This window comes from Rhizobium cerradonense, from assembly GCF_030182455.1.
GTDB lineage: Bacteria > Pseudomonadota > Alphaproteobacteria > Rhizobiales > Rhizobiaceae > Rhizobium.
The window spans coordinates 185,597-202,648 of the sequence record NZ_JAQJCK010000008.1 but is presented as its reverse complement, the minus strand read 5'-3'; the positions used below and the strand labels follow the sequence as shown (position 1 = coordinate 202,648).

18 protein-coding genes are annotated in these 17,052 nt (G+C 59.9%); 6 read left to right on the top strand and 12 right to left on the bottom strand.

The annotated features are described in order from the left end of the window. Position 1 precedes the first annotated feature (1 nt). The 6 genes from PH547_RS20295 to PH547_RS20270 all read right to left on the bottom strand — a co-directional run bounded on the left by PH547_RS20295 (position 2) and on the right by PH547_RS20270 (position 6,483). Positions 2 to 2,047 (bottom strand): hydantoinase/oxoprolinase family protein, encoded by a 2,046-nt coding sequence (locus PH547_RS20295; protein ID WP_285169250.1) that lies wholly within the window; start codon positions 2,045 to 2,047, stop codon positions 2 to 4. Between the two features lie 88 nt (positions 2,048 to 2,135). Beyond that, positions 2,136 to 2,600, bottom strand: a complete 465-nt coding sequence (locus tag PH547_RS20290) for a GNAT family N-acetyltransferase (RefSeq protein ID WP_104827159.1) — start codon at positions 2,598 to 2,600, stop codon at positions 2,136 to 2,138. Beyond that, on the bottom strand, positions 2,600 to 2,953 hold the full coding sequence (locus PH547_RS20285; protein WP_285169249.1) for a cupin domain-containing protein: 354 nt from the start codon (positions 2,951 to 2,953) through the stop codon (positions 2,600 to 2,602). Before PH547_RS20285 ends, PH547_RS20290 begins: the two co-directional genes overlap by 1 nt. Before the next feature lie 22 nt (positions 2,954 to 2,975). Further along, the gene (locus PH547_RS20280; RefSeq protein WP_285169248.1) at positions 2,976 to 3,899 is read right to left on the bottom strand and encodes a 2-hydroxyacid dehydrogenase; all 924 of its coding nucleotides are present in this window, start codon (positions 3,897 to 3,899) and stop codon (positions 2,976 to 2,978) included. Positions 3,900 to 4,021: 122 nt separating this feature from the next. After that, positions 4,022 to 5,155 (bottom strand): acetylornithine deacetylase, encoded by a 1,134-nt coding sequence (argE, locus tag PH547_RS20275; protein WP_483315557.1) that lies wholly within the window; start codon positions 5,153 to 5,155, stop codon positions 4,022 to 4,024. Continuing rightward, the gene (locus PH547_RS20270; protein ID WP_285169247.1) at positions 5,155 to 6,483 is read right to left on the bottom strand and encodes an NAD(P)/FAD-dependent oxidoreductase; all 1,329 of its coding nucleotides are present in this window, start codon (positions 6,481 to 6,483) and stop codon (positions 5,155 to 5,157) included. The genes argE and PH547_RS20270 overlap by 1 nt, the downstream gene beginning before the upstream one ends. A 270-nt stretch (positions 6,484 to 6,753) precedes the next feature. Here PH547_RS20270 and PH547_RS20265 point away from each other — a divergent pair, with 270 nt between their 5' ends. The 3 genes from PH547_RS20265 to PH547_RS20255 all read left to right on the top strand — a co-directional run bounded on the left by PH547_RS20265 (position 6,754) and on the right by PH547_RS20255 (position 8,893). Further along, positions 6,754 to 7,641: a GNAT family N-acetyltransferase gene (locus tag PH547_RS20265; protein WP_104827154.1), complete on the top strand. Its 888-nt coding sequence runs from the start codon at positions 6,754 to 6,756 to the stop codon at positions 7,639 to 7,641. 109 nt (positions 7,642 to 7,750) lie between these two features. Beyond that, positions 7,751 to 8,281 carry a DUF4334 domain-containing protein gene (locus tag PH547_RS20260; RefSeq protein WP_483315561.1) on the top strand — a complete coding sequence of 177 codons (531 nt, stop codon included), beginning with the start codon at positions 7,751 to 7,753 and terminating at the stop codon, positions 8,279 to 8,281. Positions 8,282 to 8,554: 273 nt separating this feature from the next. Next, entirely contained in the window at positions 8,555 to 8,893 is a 339-nt protein-coding gene (locus tag PH547_RS20255; RefSeq protein ID WP_285169245.1) for a hypothetical protein, read from the top strand. Positions 8,894 to 9,214: 321 nt separating this feature from the next. Here PH547_RS20255 and PH547_RS20250 read toward each other — a convergent pair whose 3' ends face one another. Both PH547_RS20250 and PH547_RS20245 read right to left on the bottom strand, forming a co-directional pair. After that, on the bottom strand, positions 9,215 to 9,505 hold the full coding sequence (locus tag PH547_RS20250; RefSeq protein ID WP_285169244.1) for a hypothetical protein: 291 nt from the start codon (positions 9,503 to 9,505) through the stop codon (positions 9,215 to 9,217). Between the two features lie 136 nt (positions 9,506 to 9,641). Next, complete coding sequence (locus tag PH547_RS20245) at positions 9,642 to 10,664, bottom strand: LLM class flavin-dependent oxidoreductase (protein ID WP_285169293.1); 1,023 nt, start codon at positions 10,662 to 10,664, stop codon at positions 9,642 to 9,644. Positions 10,665 to 10,805: 141 nt separating this feature from the next. Between PH547_RS20245 and PH547_RS20240 the strand changes: the two genes are divergently transcribed. Further along, positions 10,806 to 11,240, top strand: coding sequence for a potassium channel family protein (locus tag PH547_RS20240; protein WP_285169243.1), 435 nt, complete (start codon positions 10,806 to 10,808; stop codon positions 11,238 to 11,240). A gap of 29 nt (positions 11,241 to 11,269) precedes the next feature. Here the strand turns inward: PH547_RS20240 and cax are convergent, their stop codons facing one another. Continuing rightward, complete coding sequence (cax, locus tag PH547_RS20235; protein ID WP_283054275.1) at positions 11,270 to 12,418, bottom strand: calcium/proton exchanger; 1,149 nt, start codon at positions 12,416 to 12,418, stop codon at positions 11,270 to 11,272. Between the two features lie 133 nt (positions 12,419 to 12,551). Between cax and PH547_RS20230 the strand changes: the two genes are divergently transcribed. Continuing rightward, complete coding sequence (locus PH547_RS20230) at positions 12,552 to 12,815, top strand: hypothetical protein (RefSeq protein ID WP_283051613.1); 264 nt, start codon at positions 12,552 to 12,554, stop codon at positions 12,813 to 12,815. 166 nt (positions 12,816 to 12,981) lie between these two features. Further along, positions 12,982 to 14,814, top strand: a complete 1,833-nt coding sequence (locus tag PH547_RS20225) for a methyl-accepting chemotaxis protein (RefSeq protein WP_285169242.1) — start codon at positions 12,982 to 12,984, stop codon at positions 14,812 to 14,814. Between the two features lie 36 nt (positions 14,815 to 14,850). On the opposite strand, the gene PH547_RS20220 is transcribed toward PH547_RS20225, so the two are convergent. The 3 genes from PH547_RS20220 to PH547_RS20210 all read right to left on the bottom strand — a co-directional run bounded on the left by PH547_RS20220 (position 14,851) and on the right by PH547_RS20210 (position 16,944). Then, positions 14,851 to 15,516: an alpha/beta hydrolase family protein gene (locus PH547_RS20220; protein ID WP_285169241.1), complete on the bottom strand. Its 666-nt coding sequence runs from the start codon at positions 15,514 to 15,516 to the stop codon at positions 14,851 to 14,853. Between the two features lie 84 nt (positions 15,517 to 15,600). Beyond that, positions 15,601 to 15,789, bottom strand: a complete 189-nt coding sequence (locus PH547_RS20215; protein ID WP_285169240.1) for a hypothetical protein — start codon at positions 15,787 to 15,789, stop codon at positions 15,601 to 15,603. 96 nt (positions 15,790 to 15,885) lie between these two features. Next, entirely contained in the window at positions 15,886 to 16,944 is a 1,059-nt protein-coding gene (locus PH547_RS20210) for a LacI family DNA-binding transcriptional regulator (protein WP_285169239.1), read from the bottom strand. Between the last annotated feature and the right edge of the window lie 108 nt (positions 16,945 to 17,052).

The window sequence follows — 17,052 nt, the reverse complement described above, 5'->3', positions numbered from 1 at the left end:
CTCAGGCCTCCCTGCGGGTGATGACAAGATTACCGAACCTGTCGACATCGACGGTGAAATCGGGCGGGATGACCGTTGTCGTATCGTCCTGCGCGATGATTGCCGGCCCGGTCAGGCGATGTCCCGCCTTCAGATCGCTGCGGTGATAGACTGCAGTCATGGCAAGACGGCCGTCGAACCAGGCTTCGGCCGAGAAGTGGGGCCGGACAGGCTCGTATGCGGGGCCGAGTTCGGCCGGATACGGTTTGGGCGTCGCGCCCGATATGGTCAGGCGGAGATTGATCATCTGCACCGGCGAAGCTGAGGCTGCATGGCCGAAAAGCCGCGCATGTTCGGCATGGAAGGCATTGACTATGGCATCGGCATCGATCTCTTCGAGCCAATCGCCCTGAAGCGGGACTTCGATCTCGTAGGATTGGCCGAGATAGCGCATATCGGCAAAGGCCTGGACGAATGCAGGCCCGGCGAAACTCTGTTTTTGCCGCAGCCAATGTTCGGCCTCAGCTTTCAGTTCCCGGTAGGGTGCGACGACATTGGCCATCGCCTCCTTCGTGACGTCGCAATAGACGGTACGGATGAAGTCGTTCTTCAGGTCGGCGATCAGGCCGCCGAGGGCAGAGACGACGCCGGGAGTGGGCGGAACCACGACGCCCTTCATGTCGAGCTCGCGCGCCAGGAAGCAAGCCAGCATGGCGCCGGCGCCGCCGAACGCAAAGAGATGGAACTCCCGCGGGTCTATCCCAAAGCGGGAAATCAGGCCGCTGACTTCGGCATACATGCCCGAAACCGAGATGTTGAGGATGTCGCTTGCCGTCGCTTCGATCGTACCGCCGAGCGTCGTTGCAAGGGGAGCAATCGCCGCGCGGGCGGCAGCGCGGTCGACCTCAACCGCACCGTAGCCGAGCGGCATGTGGCCGATCAGATTGCAGGCCGCGACCGCATCGGTGACCGTCGGCCGAACTCCACCGCGTCCATAGCAGGCGGGACCCGGCGTCGAGCCGGCGCTGTCCGGGCCGACCTGAAGCATGCCGAAGGCATCCACCCAGGCAACGGATCCGCCACCCTGTCCGACGGAGCTGACCGATACGGAGGGGATGTGGATCTGGAAATCCCCGATCAGCTCGCCCACACCATATTGCGGCAGGCCATCGAGGATGACGGCGACATCAGCGCTGGTGCCGCCAATATCGAGGCTTAGAATACGATCGAAACCACTGGCCTTGGCGAGATAGCCTGCCCCAATCACCCCGGAAGCGGTGCCGGAGAGGATCATCTGCACGCAGTCGTTTCGCGCCTGGTCGATGCCCATCACGCCGCCATTGCTTTTCGTGATGAGAAGAGGGCAGGCAAGTCCCTCCTGTCTCAGCACGCTTTCGAAACGGTCGAGGTAGCGGGAGACGCGCGGCTGCACATACCCGCTGATGACGGCCGTAATGGTGCGCTCATATTCGCGGATGATCGGCCAGGTCTGTGCGGAGGAAAAGACCGGCAGGCCCGGGGCAAACCTTTCGATCATCGCCTTGACGGCAAGTTCGTTGGCCGGATTGCGATAGGCGTTGAGGAAGGCGATGACGATACCTTTGCAGCCGGCCCGTTCGGCTGCACGCACGGCCCTCTCCACGTCGGCCTCATGCGGAGCCTCGAGTATATCGCCGGTAGCGGCGGTTCGCTCGTGGATGCCGAATACGCGATCGCGCCCAATCAGCGGCTCCGGCCGCACCGAATAGAGATTGTGGATCTGCGGGATCTTCAGGCGCGCGATCTGCAGCACGTCCTCGAAATTCCGTGTGGTGAACAAAGCCAGGTCGTGGCCGTTGCGCTGAATGACCGTGTTGACGCCGACGGTGGTGCCATGGGTGAAATAATCGACCCCAGCAGGATCGAGGCCGTCGCGGGCTTTGAACGTCGAAAGACCTGCGGTGATTTCCGCGCCCGGCTCATCCGGCCGCGAGAAGACCTTGAGGGTGGAGATGCGTCCGCTCGCCTCATCAAACACCGCAAAATCGGTGAAGGATCCCCCGACGTCGACCCCGATACGATAGCCCATGTGCTGTTTCCTTGTTCTGGCCGGAGCAGAATGGCGGGTGAGCCTCACGGTCGCCAGTAACAAGAGCAGCGCAATCCATAACCCTTGGTTATGGGCTTTCAGTGGGTTTTCGGATGCTCATGTAATATTCCGGGTGTGGGACTGGCGCGAAGCCGGCCTTTGCGTAGACCGCATGCGCATCACGCGTCGCCAGCATCCAGTTGCTCACCGTTTTCAGCTCTGGATGGCTTTGGATCACCGCCGTAAGAAACGTCGCCAAGCCCCGGCCGCGATGGTCCGGCAGGGTGAAGACATCGCGCAGATAGGCAAAGATAGCGAGATCCGTGACGACGCGTGCAAAAGCGGCAAAATCGCCGTTCGGCGCATAGATAGCGACCGGCAGTGAACCGGCGAGCGCCCGTTCGAGCAGAGCGCGATCGAGGCCACGCGCCCAGTAGGATTCTTCCGAGAGATAGCGATGGATCCGATCGACATCGAGGCGAGCGCGATCCGTGCTCAGCGTATAGCCCTCATGTTCGGCCTCAAAGACCGGCAAGTCCGCAAGGCTTATCATCAGCCAACCGTCACGTAGATCTTGCGGACCGTCTCTATCGTCCGCCATACGCCCTTGAATCCCGGCTTCATGACGAAGCTGTCGCCGGCGCGATAGGTTACGGATGTCCCGCCCTCATCGGTCAATTCGATGACGCCCTGAAGGATGTGGCAGAATTCGAAAGTTTCGCCCTTGATCGAACGCGTTTCGCCCGGGGTTGCCTCCCACACGCCGGTGTTGATCATGCCGTCGCGCGCACTGTCTTGAGCCCAGGTCTTGAAGGACGGATCTCCGGAAATCAGCCGGTCCGGCATGGCCTTGGAGTGTTTCGGCTCGAAGGCCGGCTGCGGGTCGATGGTTTTCAAGAGAGACATGGAGTTCCTTTCCTATTGATGATCAGTAGCCGCGGCTGCGGTCGACAAGACCGATCGGGTCGAGCCCGGCCTCGTGGCGGCGAATATTGGCGATGACGGTGTTTGCGGCCGTCTCCGGCTGCGTGACGCTGGCAATGTGTGGCGTCAGAACGATCCTGGGATGGCGCCAGAGCGCATGTCCGTCCGGCAGCGGCTCCGGTTCGGTGACGTCGAGGACAGCGCTGCTGATATGGCCGCCGTCGAGCGCTTCGATGAGAGCCTCCGCGTCGAGCTGTTGACCGCGGCCGGCGTGCACGAGGCCGGCGCCTTCAGGCAGCGCGTTGAAGAGATCGGCGTTCAGGATGCCGCGCGTCTCGGGCGTCAGCGGCAAGAGGCAGACGAGAATATCGACGCCCGCCAGAAATTCCGGCAATTGATCCGTTCCGTCATAGCAGGCGACGCCCTCAATGCTGCGCGGCGAGCGGCTCCACCCGCGAAGCGGAAAGCCGAAAGGCCGCAGCCGATCGATGACGGCAAGGCCGAGATTGCCGAGGCCGAGTATGCCGACACAGCGGTCGGCTGCCTGCCGAACCGGGCGGGAGGCCCATTTGCCCGCCCGCTGCTGCTCGATATAGCCAGGCAGATCGCGATGCAGCGCCAGGACGCCGAGCGTCACATATTCCTGCATCATCCTGATAATGCCGTCCTCGACCATGCGGACCAGCTTGACCTTGTCGGGAAGTGCGGCCGGCGAGAACTGGTCGACGCCCGCGCCAATCGAAAACAGGATTTCGAGATTGCGATAGCGGTCGAGATCGGCGGGCGCTGTCCAGGTCAGCAGATACTTGATCGTTGCCGGATCGACGCTAGCCGAATCCGTGACGAAGGGGAGGGTCGGCAGTTCGCGCGCGAAAGCCGCGGCAAAGATCCTCGCCCGCTCTGCATCCGAGTTGAATAAAAAGGCCATGGGCTTCCTCTGGCTTGCTCCGGGTATTCTGCTGCCGGCGTCTCAACAGGATGCATCGAAGTGGGGTCAATCAACCGCATATCGATCCGTTTTTCGTGCCAACGACGTATGCCGCCAGAACATCAACGGACGAGACGATCTCCCAGCGCTTCGATCATGCTGACACAGGCAGACAATTCGCTCTCCTCAATGAATTCGTTGGCTTTGTGCGCCCGGCCGATATCGCCCGGACCGCAGATGACCGCCTCCATTCCGGCCGCCTGATAAAGGCCTGCTTCCGTGCCGTAGCTGACGGCGGCGAGCGGTGGCCGCCCTGTCAGCTCCTCCATCAGCAGGGCAAGCGGCGCGTCGGCGGTAAGGGACAGGGCCGGATAGCTGCTTATGACCTCCCAGCGCGCCGTAAAGCCGCGCTGTTTCAAGGCGCCCAGGCGTCCTTCGATCCCCGCGAGCAGACTGGTTGGATCGACGCCGGCGATCGCGCGGGCTTCCAGCTCGATGGTACATTCTTCGGGAATGACGTTGACGGCCTGCCCGCCATGCATAGTGCCGACCTGCAGCGAGGAATAGGGCGGCTCGAAATTGTTGTCGAATGGCCCTTGGGTCAGACGCTCGGCGGTCGTGACTGCTTCGCCGAGAACGTCGGCCATGGCATGGATGGCATTGAGGCCGAGATCCGGCCGCGAGGAATGACCGGCGCGACCACTGATGACGACCCTTGCTGCTGCTTTTCCTTTATGGGCGCGGATGGCGCGCATGCCGCTGGGCTCGCCGATGATACAGCCCTTCGGCTTGGCACAGAGATCGGGAAGCCGTGCGATCAGATGCGGAACGCCGCGGCAACCGGCCTCCTCGTCATAGGAGAAGGCAAGATGCAGCGGCCGGGCGAGCGAGCGTCCGGCAATGGGCGGCAGCGCAGCAAGCGCACAGGCGAGAAAGCCCTTCATGTCGCTCGTCCCGCGGCCTGCGAGCCGCGCGCCGTGACGCTGCAAGCGAAAGGGATCGCTTGTCCACCCTGGTTCTGCTGCCGCGACAACGTCCATGTGCCCGGAGAGCAGGTATCCAGGTCGGTCGGCCGGACCGACGGTCGCAAACAGGTTGGACCGGTCTCCTTCAGGCCCGGTAAGGACGAAGACCTTTGCGCCGGCCCGCTCCAGATAATCGGTGATCCAGCCGACGATCTCATGGTTTGGCGTACCGACCACGGAGGGAAATTCGACCAGCTTTTCGAGGATCTGTGCCGCTGTCATCGCGATCATCACAGCATCCCTGGCTTTCCGAGATCGGTGCCGTCTATCATGCGCTCATATCGGTAGGGCTTGGGATCGACGCAGGGCTTCTCACCGCGAATGAGATCGGCGGCCAGCATGCCGGCGGCGGGTCCGATCCCGAAACCGTGACCACTGTAGCCTGAGGAGACAAAGAGGCCAGGCCGTGAAACGATCGGCGAGATCACCGGTATGGCATCCGGGGTGGAATCCACCATGCCGCCCCAGCACTCGGCCGGACGGATGCCGGCGAGTTCAGGATAGGTCGCTACCAGTCGGGCAATGCCGCGCTCGACAAGATGGGCATCCGGCTGCGGATCGAGCGTGCGGATGCGTTCGAAAGGCGAGATCCCATCCGCCTTCCAGCGGGCGATTGCTTCCGGCCCTTCCATAAATTGACGGCCAAGCGCAAAGGTCAGACCCTTCCGGCGCGTCTGAAAGGTGCGCCAGAAATCGCGGGCTTGCAGCAGGCCGTAGGGCGTGATCTGCAACTGGCCGAGGCCACTCAACCCCACCGTATAGCCGCCGTCCAGCCGGCGGCGGATGGTCACGTCCTCCATCGCGATCCCGCCATCGGTCACGGCCGGTGCAGCGACGGTATAGAAGGATGTGGATTTAACGCATGCCTGCAGGAAGCGGATTCCATGATGTCTCAGGAACATACCGCTCCACGCGCCGCCGGCAACCAGAACGGCCGCGGCGCGGATTGCACCCTTTTCCGTGACGACGCCGCTGATCCGCCCCGCTTCCGTTTCGAGCTCGCGGGCGGCACAGTTCTGGACTATGACGGCGCCAAGCCGCTGGGCACCGCGCGCCAATGCCGGCACCGCAAGCTCAGGTTCCGCGCGCCCATCGGTCGGGGAATGGACGCCGCCGTTCCAATGACGGCTATTGCCTGGAAGCATCGTGGCACATTCGGCTCCCGTCAGCATTCGCGTGTCGACGCCGAACTCCTGGCCCACGTGGCTCCAACGCTCCCAGGCGTTCAGGTCTGCCTTGCGTGTCGTGGCATAGACAAGGCCGCTGCGGCGAAAGCCGGTTTCATCGCCGAGTTCCGCATTGAGATTGTCCCATCTGCGCAGGGCAAGCCGTGCGAGCGGTAGTTCTCTCGGATCACGGTTCTGCTGGCGACACCAACCCCAGTTGCGGCTCGATTGTTCGCCGGCGATCACGCCTTTTTCGATGAGGACGACGGAGGTTCCGCGCCGGGCGAGTTCGTAAGCGGTTGCGACACCGGCCATGCCGCCGCCGAGAATAACGACATCGGCGGATTTCGGGACATCCTGGTTGCTGGCGACGCGACCGACGGGAGGGGACATCGATGGACCTCTGTTGTGTGTGGAGGGAGGTATCCGGAAACGGAAGGTTTCATTCAGAATAAGCCGCGGCCTATCCCCTGCCTGCCGAAAGCCCCGTGGCTTTGGTGGAATCTTTCGAATTCGCGGGGATCTCAAGCGTATTCTGTTGCGTGATCGCCGCTACAACCAAAGCGGGGTGGTCGACTGGTGGAAGCGTGAAAGTCCATCCTGCACGATAGGCCAAGCGTTCCGGCTGGTTCGGGAACGCGCATGTTGGGAGGGGAGATAGTCATGGCAAAATCCAGTTCGATCCAACTGGATTCCTTCGAGCTGACCCTCAGCGAGATGGAGAACGCCGATCTCGATGCCCTGCATGCGCTCTCGCTGTCGGTCGGCTGGCCGCATCGCGCCGAGGACTGGCAGATCGTTCGTGAGATGGGTCGCGGTGTCGTGGCCCGTGATGCGATAGGCCGGGTGCTCGGCTCCGCCATGTGGTTCGATTTTGCTCCCGACTTCACGACCATCGGCATGGTTATCACGTCTCCGAGATTGCAGATGCTGGGAACCGGCCGCTGGATGATGGAGCATGTCCTTGCGCAAACCGGTTCCCGCGCGCTCGGCCTCAACGCCACCCGCGCGGCCAAGCGGCTTTATCAATCACTCGGCTTCCGTGCGGAAAAGCTCGACTATCAATGCAATGGCGAAGCAGTCTCTCCACCCGTCGTGCCGCTGCCGCCACACACACGGCTGCGGGCTCTCGATCAGGCCGATCTTGCAGAGATCGCGGCGCTGGATCTGGCCGCTTTTGGTGCGGATCGCATGCCTGTGCTTGCGCGCCTCCTAAATGTCTCGAAGGGTCTGGCGCTTATACGAGACGGCCGCATCGCCGCCTTCTCGCTTTGCCGCCGCTTCGGACGCGGTCATGTCATCGGTCCGGTCGTCGCAGCAAGCGACGAAGAGGCAATCGCTGTTATCAGACCGCATGTCGCTGACCATGCGGGCAGCTTCCTGCGAATCGATACCCGCCAGCAGACCGGCGCCTTTCCGCAGTTCCTCGCGCAATCGGGGCTGCCGGTTTACGACACGGTGACGAGCATGTCGCTGAGGCGCGCCTGGCTCCCGGAGGACGGCAGCGAAGGACCGCGCGTTTACGGTTTGGCCAGCCAAGCCTTAGGGTAGCAGCCCTAAGACCTATGCGAGCAACAGCATTCGGCCGTCTTTGGATGGGATGATCCGGAACTTGATTCGAACATACGAGTTAAGCGACGTGGAAAACACCGCCAGGCAAATTCCAAGCAGTTTTCGATCGCAGGCAGAAGCCTTTGACTATTTCGACAGTCTCAGTGTGACGTCGGTCACCGAACTTGCCGGTCTTTGGCGAGGTCATGGCGTGGCGTGCGGCCACCCGCTGGATGGCATCTTGGAAAATCTCGGATGGTACGGCAAGCGCTTCACCGCTGATCATAGAGCCGATGCTCTGTTGTTTGCGGTGGGACCTCACCGGCTCGTGGCCATCGACCCGGAAATGATCCCTCTGAAATTGGTCCTGCGCTTTCATCGCTTCGGGCGGACCAGGATAGCCCGTAGCTGGTTCTCGTATCTGCAGAAAATGTGGCGGGCAAACGGGCCGGTCGCCTCTCTCAGGCCCATGTTCTTCAGGGGCAAGACCAGCGCGGCAATGGTGTATGACGGGCAGCCGATTATCGACCATTTCCGAAAAATTGACGATGACCGGCTCCTCGGCGCCATGGTCGTCGGGGGAGATAGCCGCCATTATTTTTTCGTTCTCACGCGTACGATCGCCGATGGCATCAGGTAAGGGTTTTACAACGCTCCTATCCGCTGACGCGCTGCCTGCGACGATGCGCGATCGCAGTGACGAACGCCATATGACTGTTCTCCGCCAGCGCCTGCGCTATTTAACCTATAAACAGGGTATGGAACGCCGCGTCCTGCGGACCCGGCTTGGCAGTAGATAAAGGATACAAGGAGGCCCTTGATTCAAAGTAGCTATATGAATAGCTCGTTCGGGTGGCATTCAGGTTAGAGCTGTATGATCCCCCCATATCGCCGACATAGGAGGAAGCGAAAGATGTTTGGACGTTTGACAAGATTTTCTTGTATTGCGTTGGTCGGACTGGCCGCGGTGCTACCGTCGGCCGCCATGGCGCAATACTACGACGACGACCAGGATTACAGGCCGCCCCCGCGTTGGGACAATCGCCAGGATCAGGACTGGGGTCGCCCGCGAGGGGATTGGGACGGTGGCTGCAGCCGGCGCGAACTCATGCGCGCTGCCCGCGAAGAGGGTTTCCGGCGCATCGATTCCGTTCAGTCGAACGGTCGGCGCATCATCGTCCGTGGCTGGAATGATGGCGGTCCCGACCGCATGGCCTTCGCCAACAGACGTGGTTGCCCGGCTCTCAACTAGCAGCGATGATACTTCATCGCGAGCCGATGTAACCAACAGGCAGAGCATGCTTTGCGCATGCTCTGCCGCGGTGGTCGAGTTCGGCGAAGATCAGCCCCTCAGCCGATCATTTCCTGAGGCCTTGAGTTAGGGAGATGAAAAGGGTTTGGCGGGGGCATTTCGGTAATAGCAGGCTGGGACGGTTTCCTGACAGCCAGTTCAGTACAAGCGACGCAGTCAAACTTTGGGGAGAAAGCTCCCGCATCGACGCGTTCATCCTGAGGCGATTTACTGTGCGAAATCAATGAGGCCCGGCATGGGATGTCGGGCCTTAATTGTGGGTTAGTCGCAACGACGAATCGTCCTTGTTATCCGATCGCCATCTTCATTCACGCGAGTAACTGTCTTGGTGAAGCAGCGGTCGCCGTCGTAATAGCGGTCGCGGTCCCGGACCCTGCCGATCGAAATGCCGTGATTGCTTATGATCACGCCAGCGCGATCACGATGGTGCCGCGGATAGTAGCCGTCATCATAAGAAGGACCGCCGATGATGACATCGTCCGCAAATGCAGGGACGGCAACGAAACCCATAGCGAGAGCTGCCATTGCGCAGCCAATGATTGTACTTCGCATGTGCTTATCCTCCTTGCTTGCATGTTTAAGCAACGAATAAGGAGGGACATGGTTCCAACATTTGACTGCCGTCGAACATCGCGCCGATACGCTTGGCAAGCCGTCCAACCATCAATTGGCGCCTTTTCCGCGCGGTTCAGCGCCAGCCGAGGGCAGGGGCAACGTGAGTCAGAATAGCTTCGATGACATGCGCGTTATAGTTCACGCCGAGCTGGTTCGGAACGGTTAGAAGCAACGTGTCGGCCTCGGCAATGGCCTCATCCTCGGCCAGTTCCTTGATGAGTGCATCCGGCTCCGCGGCATAGCTGCGGCCGAAGATCGCCCGTGTCTTCTCGTCGATGAAGCCGATCTTGTCCTCATTCTGATTGCCGTATCCGAAGTAGGCGCGGTCGCGGTCGTCCACGAGTGCAAAGATGCTGCGGCTGACCGACACCCGCGGCTCGCGCTTATGGCCGGCCGCCTTCCATGCCTCGCGAAACACTCTGATCTGGTCCGCTTGCTGGATGTGGAAGGGAAGCCCGCTCTCATCATCCTTCAGCGTGGAGCTCTGTAGGTTCATCCCCAGCTTTGCCGCCCAGGCAGCAGTGGCGTTCGAACTGGCGCCCCACCAGATCCGGTCGCGCAGGCCTTCGGAGTGCGGCTCGATGCGCAGGAGGCCCGGCGGGTTTGGAAACATCGGCCGCGGGTTGGGCTGCGCGAAGCCTTCGCCGCGCAACACATCGAACAGGACCTCGGCATGGCGCCGGGCCATCTGAGACTCACTTTCGCCTTCGGCCGGCGCATAGCCGAAATGGCGCCATCCATCGATAACCTGCTCCGGGGAGCCGCGGCTGATACCGAGCTGCAGGCGCCCGCCGGCGAGGATGTCGGCAGCGCCGGCATCCTCGGCCATATAAAGCGGATTCTCGTAACGCATGTCGATGACCGCCGTGCCGATCTCGATGCGGCTGGTCTTCGCGCCAACGGCCGCCAGCAGCGGGAAAGGCGAGCCAAGCTGCCGGGCAAAATGATGCACGCGAAAATACGCTCCATCTGCGCCCAGTTCCTCGGCCGCGACGGCAAGGTCTATAGACTGCAGAAGCGCATCGGACGCCGAGCGCGTCTGCGATTGGGACGAGGGCGTCCAGTGCCCGAACGATAGGAAGCCGATTTTCTTCATCGTCATGTAGCCTCAAAATTGTGGCGCAGCGTACCTCTTGGCACAATTCCTGCTGGACATACAGTGTAATGACGCACCGAGCACAACTTCGCCGAACTCTGATATACTTGAGAGGCGTGTTCAGAATGTCAGGAGGCACTTATGTTGTTTCGACTTCTTCTCGCTGGCGCGCTAATTGCAGCGACAGTTGCGATTCAAGCCGTGTTTATGTCGGCCGGACTGAGCGTTTTTCGCCGGATGGAAGTAAGTCACCGGAATTTCCTGCTCCGCCAGCCTACATTCGTAACCGTGGTATGGATTGTTTACTTGATCATTCCAATTATACTTGACGTTTGTATTTGGGCGTTGTTCTATTACATGTCGTCAGCTCTTCCCAATCTTGAAGATGCCGCCTACTTCTCCACTGTTACGTTCACAACCGTGGGGTACGGCGACATAGTTCTCGGAAAGGAATGGCGGCAGATCGCCACTTTCGAGGCAATCAACGGCTGGATCATATTTGGATGGGCAACGGCTCTCATGATGGCCGTCATTCAACGGCTTTATTTTCGTCCCGATAGCCAGTCGCAGCAATGAGCCGTGTGCGCCGTACTATTTCCTTTTCCTTAAGACGGCGCGCCGGGGGGCAGAAGGAACAATGTGAGTCCGAAGATGGCATAGACGGCCAGTGCCATGACACCCGCGTACCATGCGCCGCGTCCGCCATTTGATAGTAAAGTGGCGGCGAGCGTCGCGACCAGCATCATCGTGACCGCGCCCCTCCAAAATTCAAGAGACATCGGCGCCGGGCCGAGGAAATAGCTGACGAGCACCAGGACCGGAGCGACGAAGAGAGCAATCTGGGCCGCGCTTCCTAACGCGATGCTGACGCTGAGGTCCAATCTATTTGCGCGCGCCGCGGAAAATGCGGTCGTCATTTCTGCCGCTGCCCCCACGAGAGCGACGACGATAAAGCCTACAAACGCGGGTGTCATGCCGAGATGGGTGGCGGCGATCTGGACGGAACCGACGAAGATTTCACTGATCACTGCGACGAATAGAGTAACGATAACCAGAATGATGATGCTTACCGAAAGTGGCCACAGCTTCTCGCTTTCATGGCCCTCGCTCGCGCTCGCGAAAAGCTCGCGGTGCGTCCTCAGAGAGAAAAACATACCTAGTGCGTAGACGGCAATGAGGAGGAGAGCCAGCCCCAGGCTCAGGTTTTGGACAGTGGCGGTGTCCGGTGCGCGATCCGCTTCACTCACCAGGGAGGGGACCAGAATGGCGATCGTAGCGAGGAACAGAAGGCAGGCCTGAAAGCGCGCATTGACCCTGTTGAATTCCTGGACATGATGGCGGAGGCCGCCAAACAGAAAAGCGCCACCCAACATAAAGAGCGTATTGGTGACGATCGCACCGGCAAGTGAAGCCTTGACCAGCAGATATTGACCCGATTGCAACGCGGCAAGCGAGATCACCAGTTCCGTCAAATTTCCGAGGGTGGCGTTCAGCAGGCCACCAACCGCGTCGCCAGTCTTGGCCGCGACAGCTTCCGTGGCGCGGCTCAACAGCGCCGCCAATGGCACGATCGCCACGATCGACATGAGAAACAGCAGCGTATGTGCTTCCGGCGTAACCTGCTCCAGAATGATGGCGACCGGCACGAAAACGACAAGCGCAAGAAGTGGCTGTTGGCTGACTTCGGTTTTAATGATTCCGCCGATAGTGAAGCCTGACGAAGCAATGGGGCTTCTTCCCTCAGAATCGCCCATGACCAACCCCCCAGGTTTTCGAAGCGCTCTGCAGCTAAATCTGCGATGGCCGATTTGATGTTTTCCATCGAGAGCGCGACTAGGTCTGCTATAACTTACCATAGGATCGCGGCTTGAGAAACAGGAGCCAGCTATGCGGCGCATCATCCTTCTTGCAGTCGTCGGCCTGATCACCTGTTCATGCGATCAGACGGGCACAAGCTCGTTGCAGCCAATTCCGGGGAGCATCACCTACGGCGGCCAGCCGAGGATGAAGCTCACGAAATCTCCCATTGGCAGCCAAGTCCCGCACCGTTTCACCGACCAGTGGGGAGATGATGTCTTCGAAACCTATATCATCCAGCCGGATCGCAGCCTCAGACTGGTTGACCGGAAAATCATCGAGCGACCGTTTTAGGGTCGTATCCTTTATACTTCAGTATAAACTAATATTTTGGATGATTTTACGATACTGATAGTATTTGTCTTTCTACTGCAAGTCGAGTTCAAAACAAAATTGGCAAATGACAAATAATTAAGCATGTTTGTGTAGTCTCGTATTCTATCTTTACGGGGAGGCACCCATGGCGTCAATTCAGAATAAAATCATCATCGCAAGCGTCGCGATTTTCGCGTTGGCGGGCGGCGCGACGGGCGTTGGCGTATGGTCGACATCCATCCTATCCGGAAACAACGCCGAAGTTGCCCGTTCGGCACAAGTGCTTCGAAACCACATGCAGGCCGACATGATGCACGACGCGCTTCGCGCCGACGTGCTTGCGGCTGTGCTGGCAACCGAGCCCGCGTCAGGTTTGGCTGCTGACGCGGTGAAGGCGGATCTGGCGGAACACGAGGCGTCGTTCCGGGAAATGATCGCGGCCAACAAGGCACTCGCGACCGATGCGGCCACGCAACATGTGCTTGCCGGTCTTGAGCCGCCGCTCCTTGCCTATATCGACAGCGCCAAGAAGATGGTCGACCTTGCAGGCAAAGATCAGTCCGCGGCCATGAAATCGCTACCAGAATTCATGAACCAGTTTTCCGCGTTGGAAACTGTGATGGAACAGACTGGAGATCAGATCAACGCGGTCTCCGAAGAGATCACAAAGCGGAGCGCTGATACGCAAGCTCTTGTCGACACGCTTTTGAAAGTGATTCTCGGGCTGACCGCGCTGTTCTCGGTCGGTCTCTATTGGCTGACCCGGAAGACGGTCACCAAGCCGATGCTCGCTCTTTCCGGCGACATGAAGAAACTTGCGAGCGGCGACACCAACATCACCTCCGCAGGTGCCGGTCGTTCGGATGAAATCGGCGCCATGGCATCGGCTGTCGAAGTCTTCCGACGGGCAGCAATTGCCAACAAGCAGCTCGAACACGACGCCGAGGCAGCTCGCGAGGAAGCCGAAGCCGACCGGATCGCGTCGCGAAAGCAGGCCGATGAAGATGCCGGCGCGCGCCTTCGTGCCGCCACATCGGGCCTCGGTGCCGGGTTGAAGAGGCTCGCTGCCGGCGATCTTGCATTTCAACTCGATGAGCCCTTCTCGCCGGACTTCGAGAGCCTTCGCCATGATTTCAACAGCTCGGTGAAGCAACTTGGAGATACGTTGAGCGCCATCTCAATGGCGATCACGGCGATCGACGACGGCACCAGGGAGATCGCATCGGGCGCCAATGATCTTTCCAGACGAACCGAACAACAGGCAGCATCGCTTGAAGAGACGGCGGCGGCACTCGATCAGATTACGGTGAACGTGTCGAATTCGAGCAAGCGCACGGACGAAGCCCGCGCAGAGGCGACGAAAGCAAACCATAGCGCCGCAAAATCCGCCGAAGTCGTGTCGCATGCCGAAGAAGCAATGCGTCGTATCGAGGCCTCCGCAGAACAGATCTCCAGCATTATCGGCGTTATCGATGAAATCGCCTTCCAGACAAATCTTCTGGCGCTGAACGCAGGCGTCGAAGCTGCTCGCGCAGGCGAGGCCGGCAAGGGTTTTGCCGTCGTCGCGCAAGAGGTGCGTGAACTCGCACAAAGATCGGCTCAAGCCGCCAAGGAAATCAAAGGACATATCCAGAAGTCCTCGGACGAGGTCGAAAGCGGCGTGAAGCTGGTGCTCGATACCGGTCAGGCTCTGAAGACCATCAGCGGGCAAATTGCCGGCATCAATCAGCATATGGACGCGATCGCCACCTCCGCCAAGGAGCAATCGACCGGGCTTGCCGAAGTCAACGTCGCCGTCAATTCCATGGATCAGACAACGCAGCAGAACGCGGCGATGGTCGAACAGTCCACGGCCGCATCGGCGAGCCTTGCTCAGGAAGCGGCCAAACTTCGCGATCTCGTCTCGCAGTTCAAGCTGCAGGCGGCTGCGATGCAATCCGTTGCGCCGCGCCGCGTAAGGGGCGAGATGGCCGCGTAACGGCTCCATTGACTGAGCTCACTGTCACGCGTGCGCTCAGTCGCGTGCTTTTCGATTGCCAAGGCCGGCACCCCACGCCCGCACCGTCTCGGCCACTGTCCTCAGGTGGTGGGCGGCCGTGAAGCCTGAAACTGCCTTGCGCGGTTTCAGATCATGATCGCCATCTTCGAGCCAGATTATTTCAATGGCATCCGACAACACATAACGGGCCACTTCCTCACGAGTGCCGAATTCATCGCGCGTGCCCTGGCAGATCAAGGTCGGAGTCTTCAATTCGGCAAGGTGGGCCGTGCGCAGATTTTCGGGTTTTCCCGGCGGATGAAAGGGGTAACCCAGGCAGAGCAGACCGGCGATCTTGCCGGCCGCGTAGAGTTCGTCCGCGATCATGCTTGCTACGCGGCCGCCCATTGATTTGCCTCCGATAATGAGCGGACCGGTGGCGCCGAGCTCCGTGATTGCTGCCAGATATTCGTCCTTCAGCGTTTCCGCCCGGGGCGGCGGTTTTCGTAAGCCGGAACTGCGCCGGCTGGCCATGTAGGCGAATTCGAAACGAGCAACACGAATATTGCGTTCGGCGAGGGCGCCAGCGGCAGCGTTCATCGAAGCGGAATCCATCGGCGCACCCGCGCCATGCGCGAGGAGAATGGTGATTCCAGCATCTTCCGGGCCTTGAAGAAGAAACTTGCCGTTTGCGATCGTCATGCGGCTAGTTTTCGCCCATGCCTTCCGGTTTGACAATCAGGCGCATGAAAAACCTGGATCAAACAATCGCAGGCCGAACGGCAGTTAAAGCCGTTGCTTTGTTCCGACGCTTTTGCCATCGGAGCTTTTCGAACGTTCCTCGAAGCGCTCGGGACCTTTTGCAAGGCTCGAACCTTTTTTGGCTTCCACTTTCTTCTCTTCCTTCGCTGCGCTCTTCCTCAATCCACGCGCGGCTTGCCTACCTTTTTCTGTAGGTGCTTGCTCGATACCCATTGCCTTTTCCTCCGCGGCTGCTGATGAAACCCAACGGTTAAGTTATAACTTCGTTCCGCCGAGGTTTTGAGCTGTGGGTATCGACTATACGGCAGCTTAGACGATGTCCTTGAGCCCATCCAACGGTCCGGTCAGGGCCGTTCGCGGCGGCACCAAATCCGGGCGGATAAGATGGATTTTCGGTGGTGTCCGCGTTTCCTCGATCAGTTCGAACGCCTTGGTAATCATGCCCTCCACATCCTGGCGCATCATGATAACCGGGAAGGGGAGGAAGGATCCGAACGGATCATAGTCGTAGCAGCCGACGACCAGATCCGCGAAGGTTTCGTGCGGATGGGCCGACATGAAGCGCAGCAGCCCTTCGAAGTTGATCGACGAGTTGATGAAGAGTGCGCGCGGCAGACGGCCAGCCTTCTCGAAAAACGTCTCGAAGGCAATTCGGGCCGTGTTGGGGGAATAGCCGGTCGGTTGAATTGAGGCTTCGGGATCGGCTCCAAGAAGCGCGCGTTTAACATCCCGGAAGCCGCGGATGCGTTCGCGGCTGGCGTGGTCGTTTCGCCCGCCGAACAGGAAGAGTTCATCGGGGCTTAAGGGATCGTCGCTGGCAAAATGACGGATGATCGCTTCTGTCAGGATGCGGCCGCCCTCGTAATTGTCGCTGATGACCGAATGGACCTTCGTGCCTGGAAGGTCGATGTTGATGTGTTTCAGCCCTGCGGCTTCGCAGACTTCGTGCACGCCGTCCGGGTCCGTCGCGCCGCATATGAACAGCTCGTCAATGGAATAGGAGATCAGGTTCTCGGCGGTCTCGCGCTCTTCCTGGGGGTCGCGGCTGGAGCTGACCACGATCGGACATTGGCCACGTTGCCGCACATGGGCTTCGAAAGTCTGAGCCATCGAGGAGAAGTAGCGATTGTCATAAACGGGCAGCATCAGCCCCACCAATCCCGAGCGGGATCTGCGCAGCCCCTGGGCCTGCCGGTTGGTGGTATACTGGTGCTTTTCCGCGAGTTCGCGAATGAGGTCGGCGGTACTTTCCTTGATGCGGCGCTTGCGCCAGGTGCCGTTCAGGACCGCGCTGACGGTCGAGGGAGAAATTCCGGAGAGCACAGATAGGTCATAGATCGTGGCCTTCTTTCGACTGTCTTTCTTCATCAGCGTCTCCTCGGTTTCTCTTAGCGTCCGAGTCCTCTTGACGAAAGGATAGATCTCATCGATATTCATTGCACCATCGATTGTGCAAAAAAGAAAGATCGATTGTGC

Bases quoted from the DNA above. Each gene is read 5' to 3' on its own strand.
- PH547_RS20265 (WP_104827154.1), top strand. From the start codon at position 6,754: ATGGCAAAATCCAGTTCGATCCAACTGGATTCCTTCGAGCTGACCCTC.
- PH547_RS20240 (WP_285169243.1), top strand. From the start codon at position 10,806: ATGTTGTTTCGACTTCTTCTCGCTGGCGCGCTAATTGCAGCGACAGTT.
- PH547_RS20215 (WP_285169240.1), bottom strand. From the start codon at position 15,789: ATGGGTATCGAGCAAGCACCTACAGAAAAAGGTAGGCAAGCCGCGCGT.
- PH547_RS20210 (WP_285169239.1), bottom strand. From the start codon at position 16,944: ATGAAGAAAGACAGTCGAAAGAAGGCCACGATCTATGACCTATCTGTG.
- cax (WP_283054275.1), bottom strand. From the start codon at position 12,418: ATGGGCGATTCTGAGGGAAGAAGCCCCATTGCTTCGTCAGGCTTCACT.
- PH547_RS20230 (WP_283051613.1), top strand. From the start codon at position 12,552: ATGCGGCGCATCATCCTTCTTGCAGTCGTCGGCCTGATCACCTGTTCA.
- argE (WP_483315557.1), bottom strand. From the start codon at position 5,155: ATGATCGCGATGACAGCGGCACAGATCCTCGAAAAGCTGGTCGAATTT.
- PH547_RS20280 (WP_285169248.1), bottom strand. From the start codon at position 3,899: ATGGCCTTTTTATTCAACTCGGATGCAGAGCGGGCGAGGATCTTTGCC.
- PH547_RS20245 (WP_285169293.1), bottom strand. From the start codon at position 10,664: ATGAAGAAAATCGGCTTCCTATCGTTCGGGCACTGGACGCCCTCGTCC.
- PH547_RS20270 (WP_285169247.1), bottom strand. From the start codon at position 6,483: ATGTCCCCTCCCGTCGGTCGCGTCGCCAGCAACCAGGATGTCCCGAAA.
- PH547_RS20285 (WP_285169249.1), bottom strand. From the start codon at position 2,953: ATGTCTCTCTTGAAAACCATCGACCCGCAGCCGGCCTTCGAGCCGAAA.
- PH547_RS20250 (WP_285169244.1), bottom strand. From the start codon at position 9,505: ATGCGAAGTACAATCATTGGCTGCGCAATGGCAGCTCTCGCTATGGGT.
- PH547_RS20220 (WP_285169241.1), bottom strand. From the start codon at position 15,516: ATGACGATCGCAAACGGCAAGTTTCTTCTTCAAGGCCCGGAAGATGCT.
- PH547_RS20290 (WP_104827159.1), bottom strand. From the start codon at position 2,600: ATGATAAGCCTTGCGGACTTGCCGGTCTTTGAGGCCGAACATGAGGGC.
- PH547_RS20225 (WP_285169242.1), top strand. From the start codon at position 12,982: ATGGCGTCAATTCAGAATAAAATCATCATCGCAAGCGTCGCGATTTTC.
- PH547_RS20295 (WP_285169250.1), bottom strand. From the start codon at position 2,047: ATGGGCTATCGTATCGGGGTCGACGTCGGGGGATCCTTCACCGATTTT.
- PH547_RS20255 (WP_285169245.1), top strand. From the start codon at position 8,555: ATGTTTGGACGTTTGACAAGATTTTCTTGTATTGCGTTGGTCGGACTG.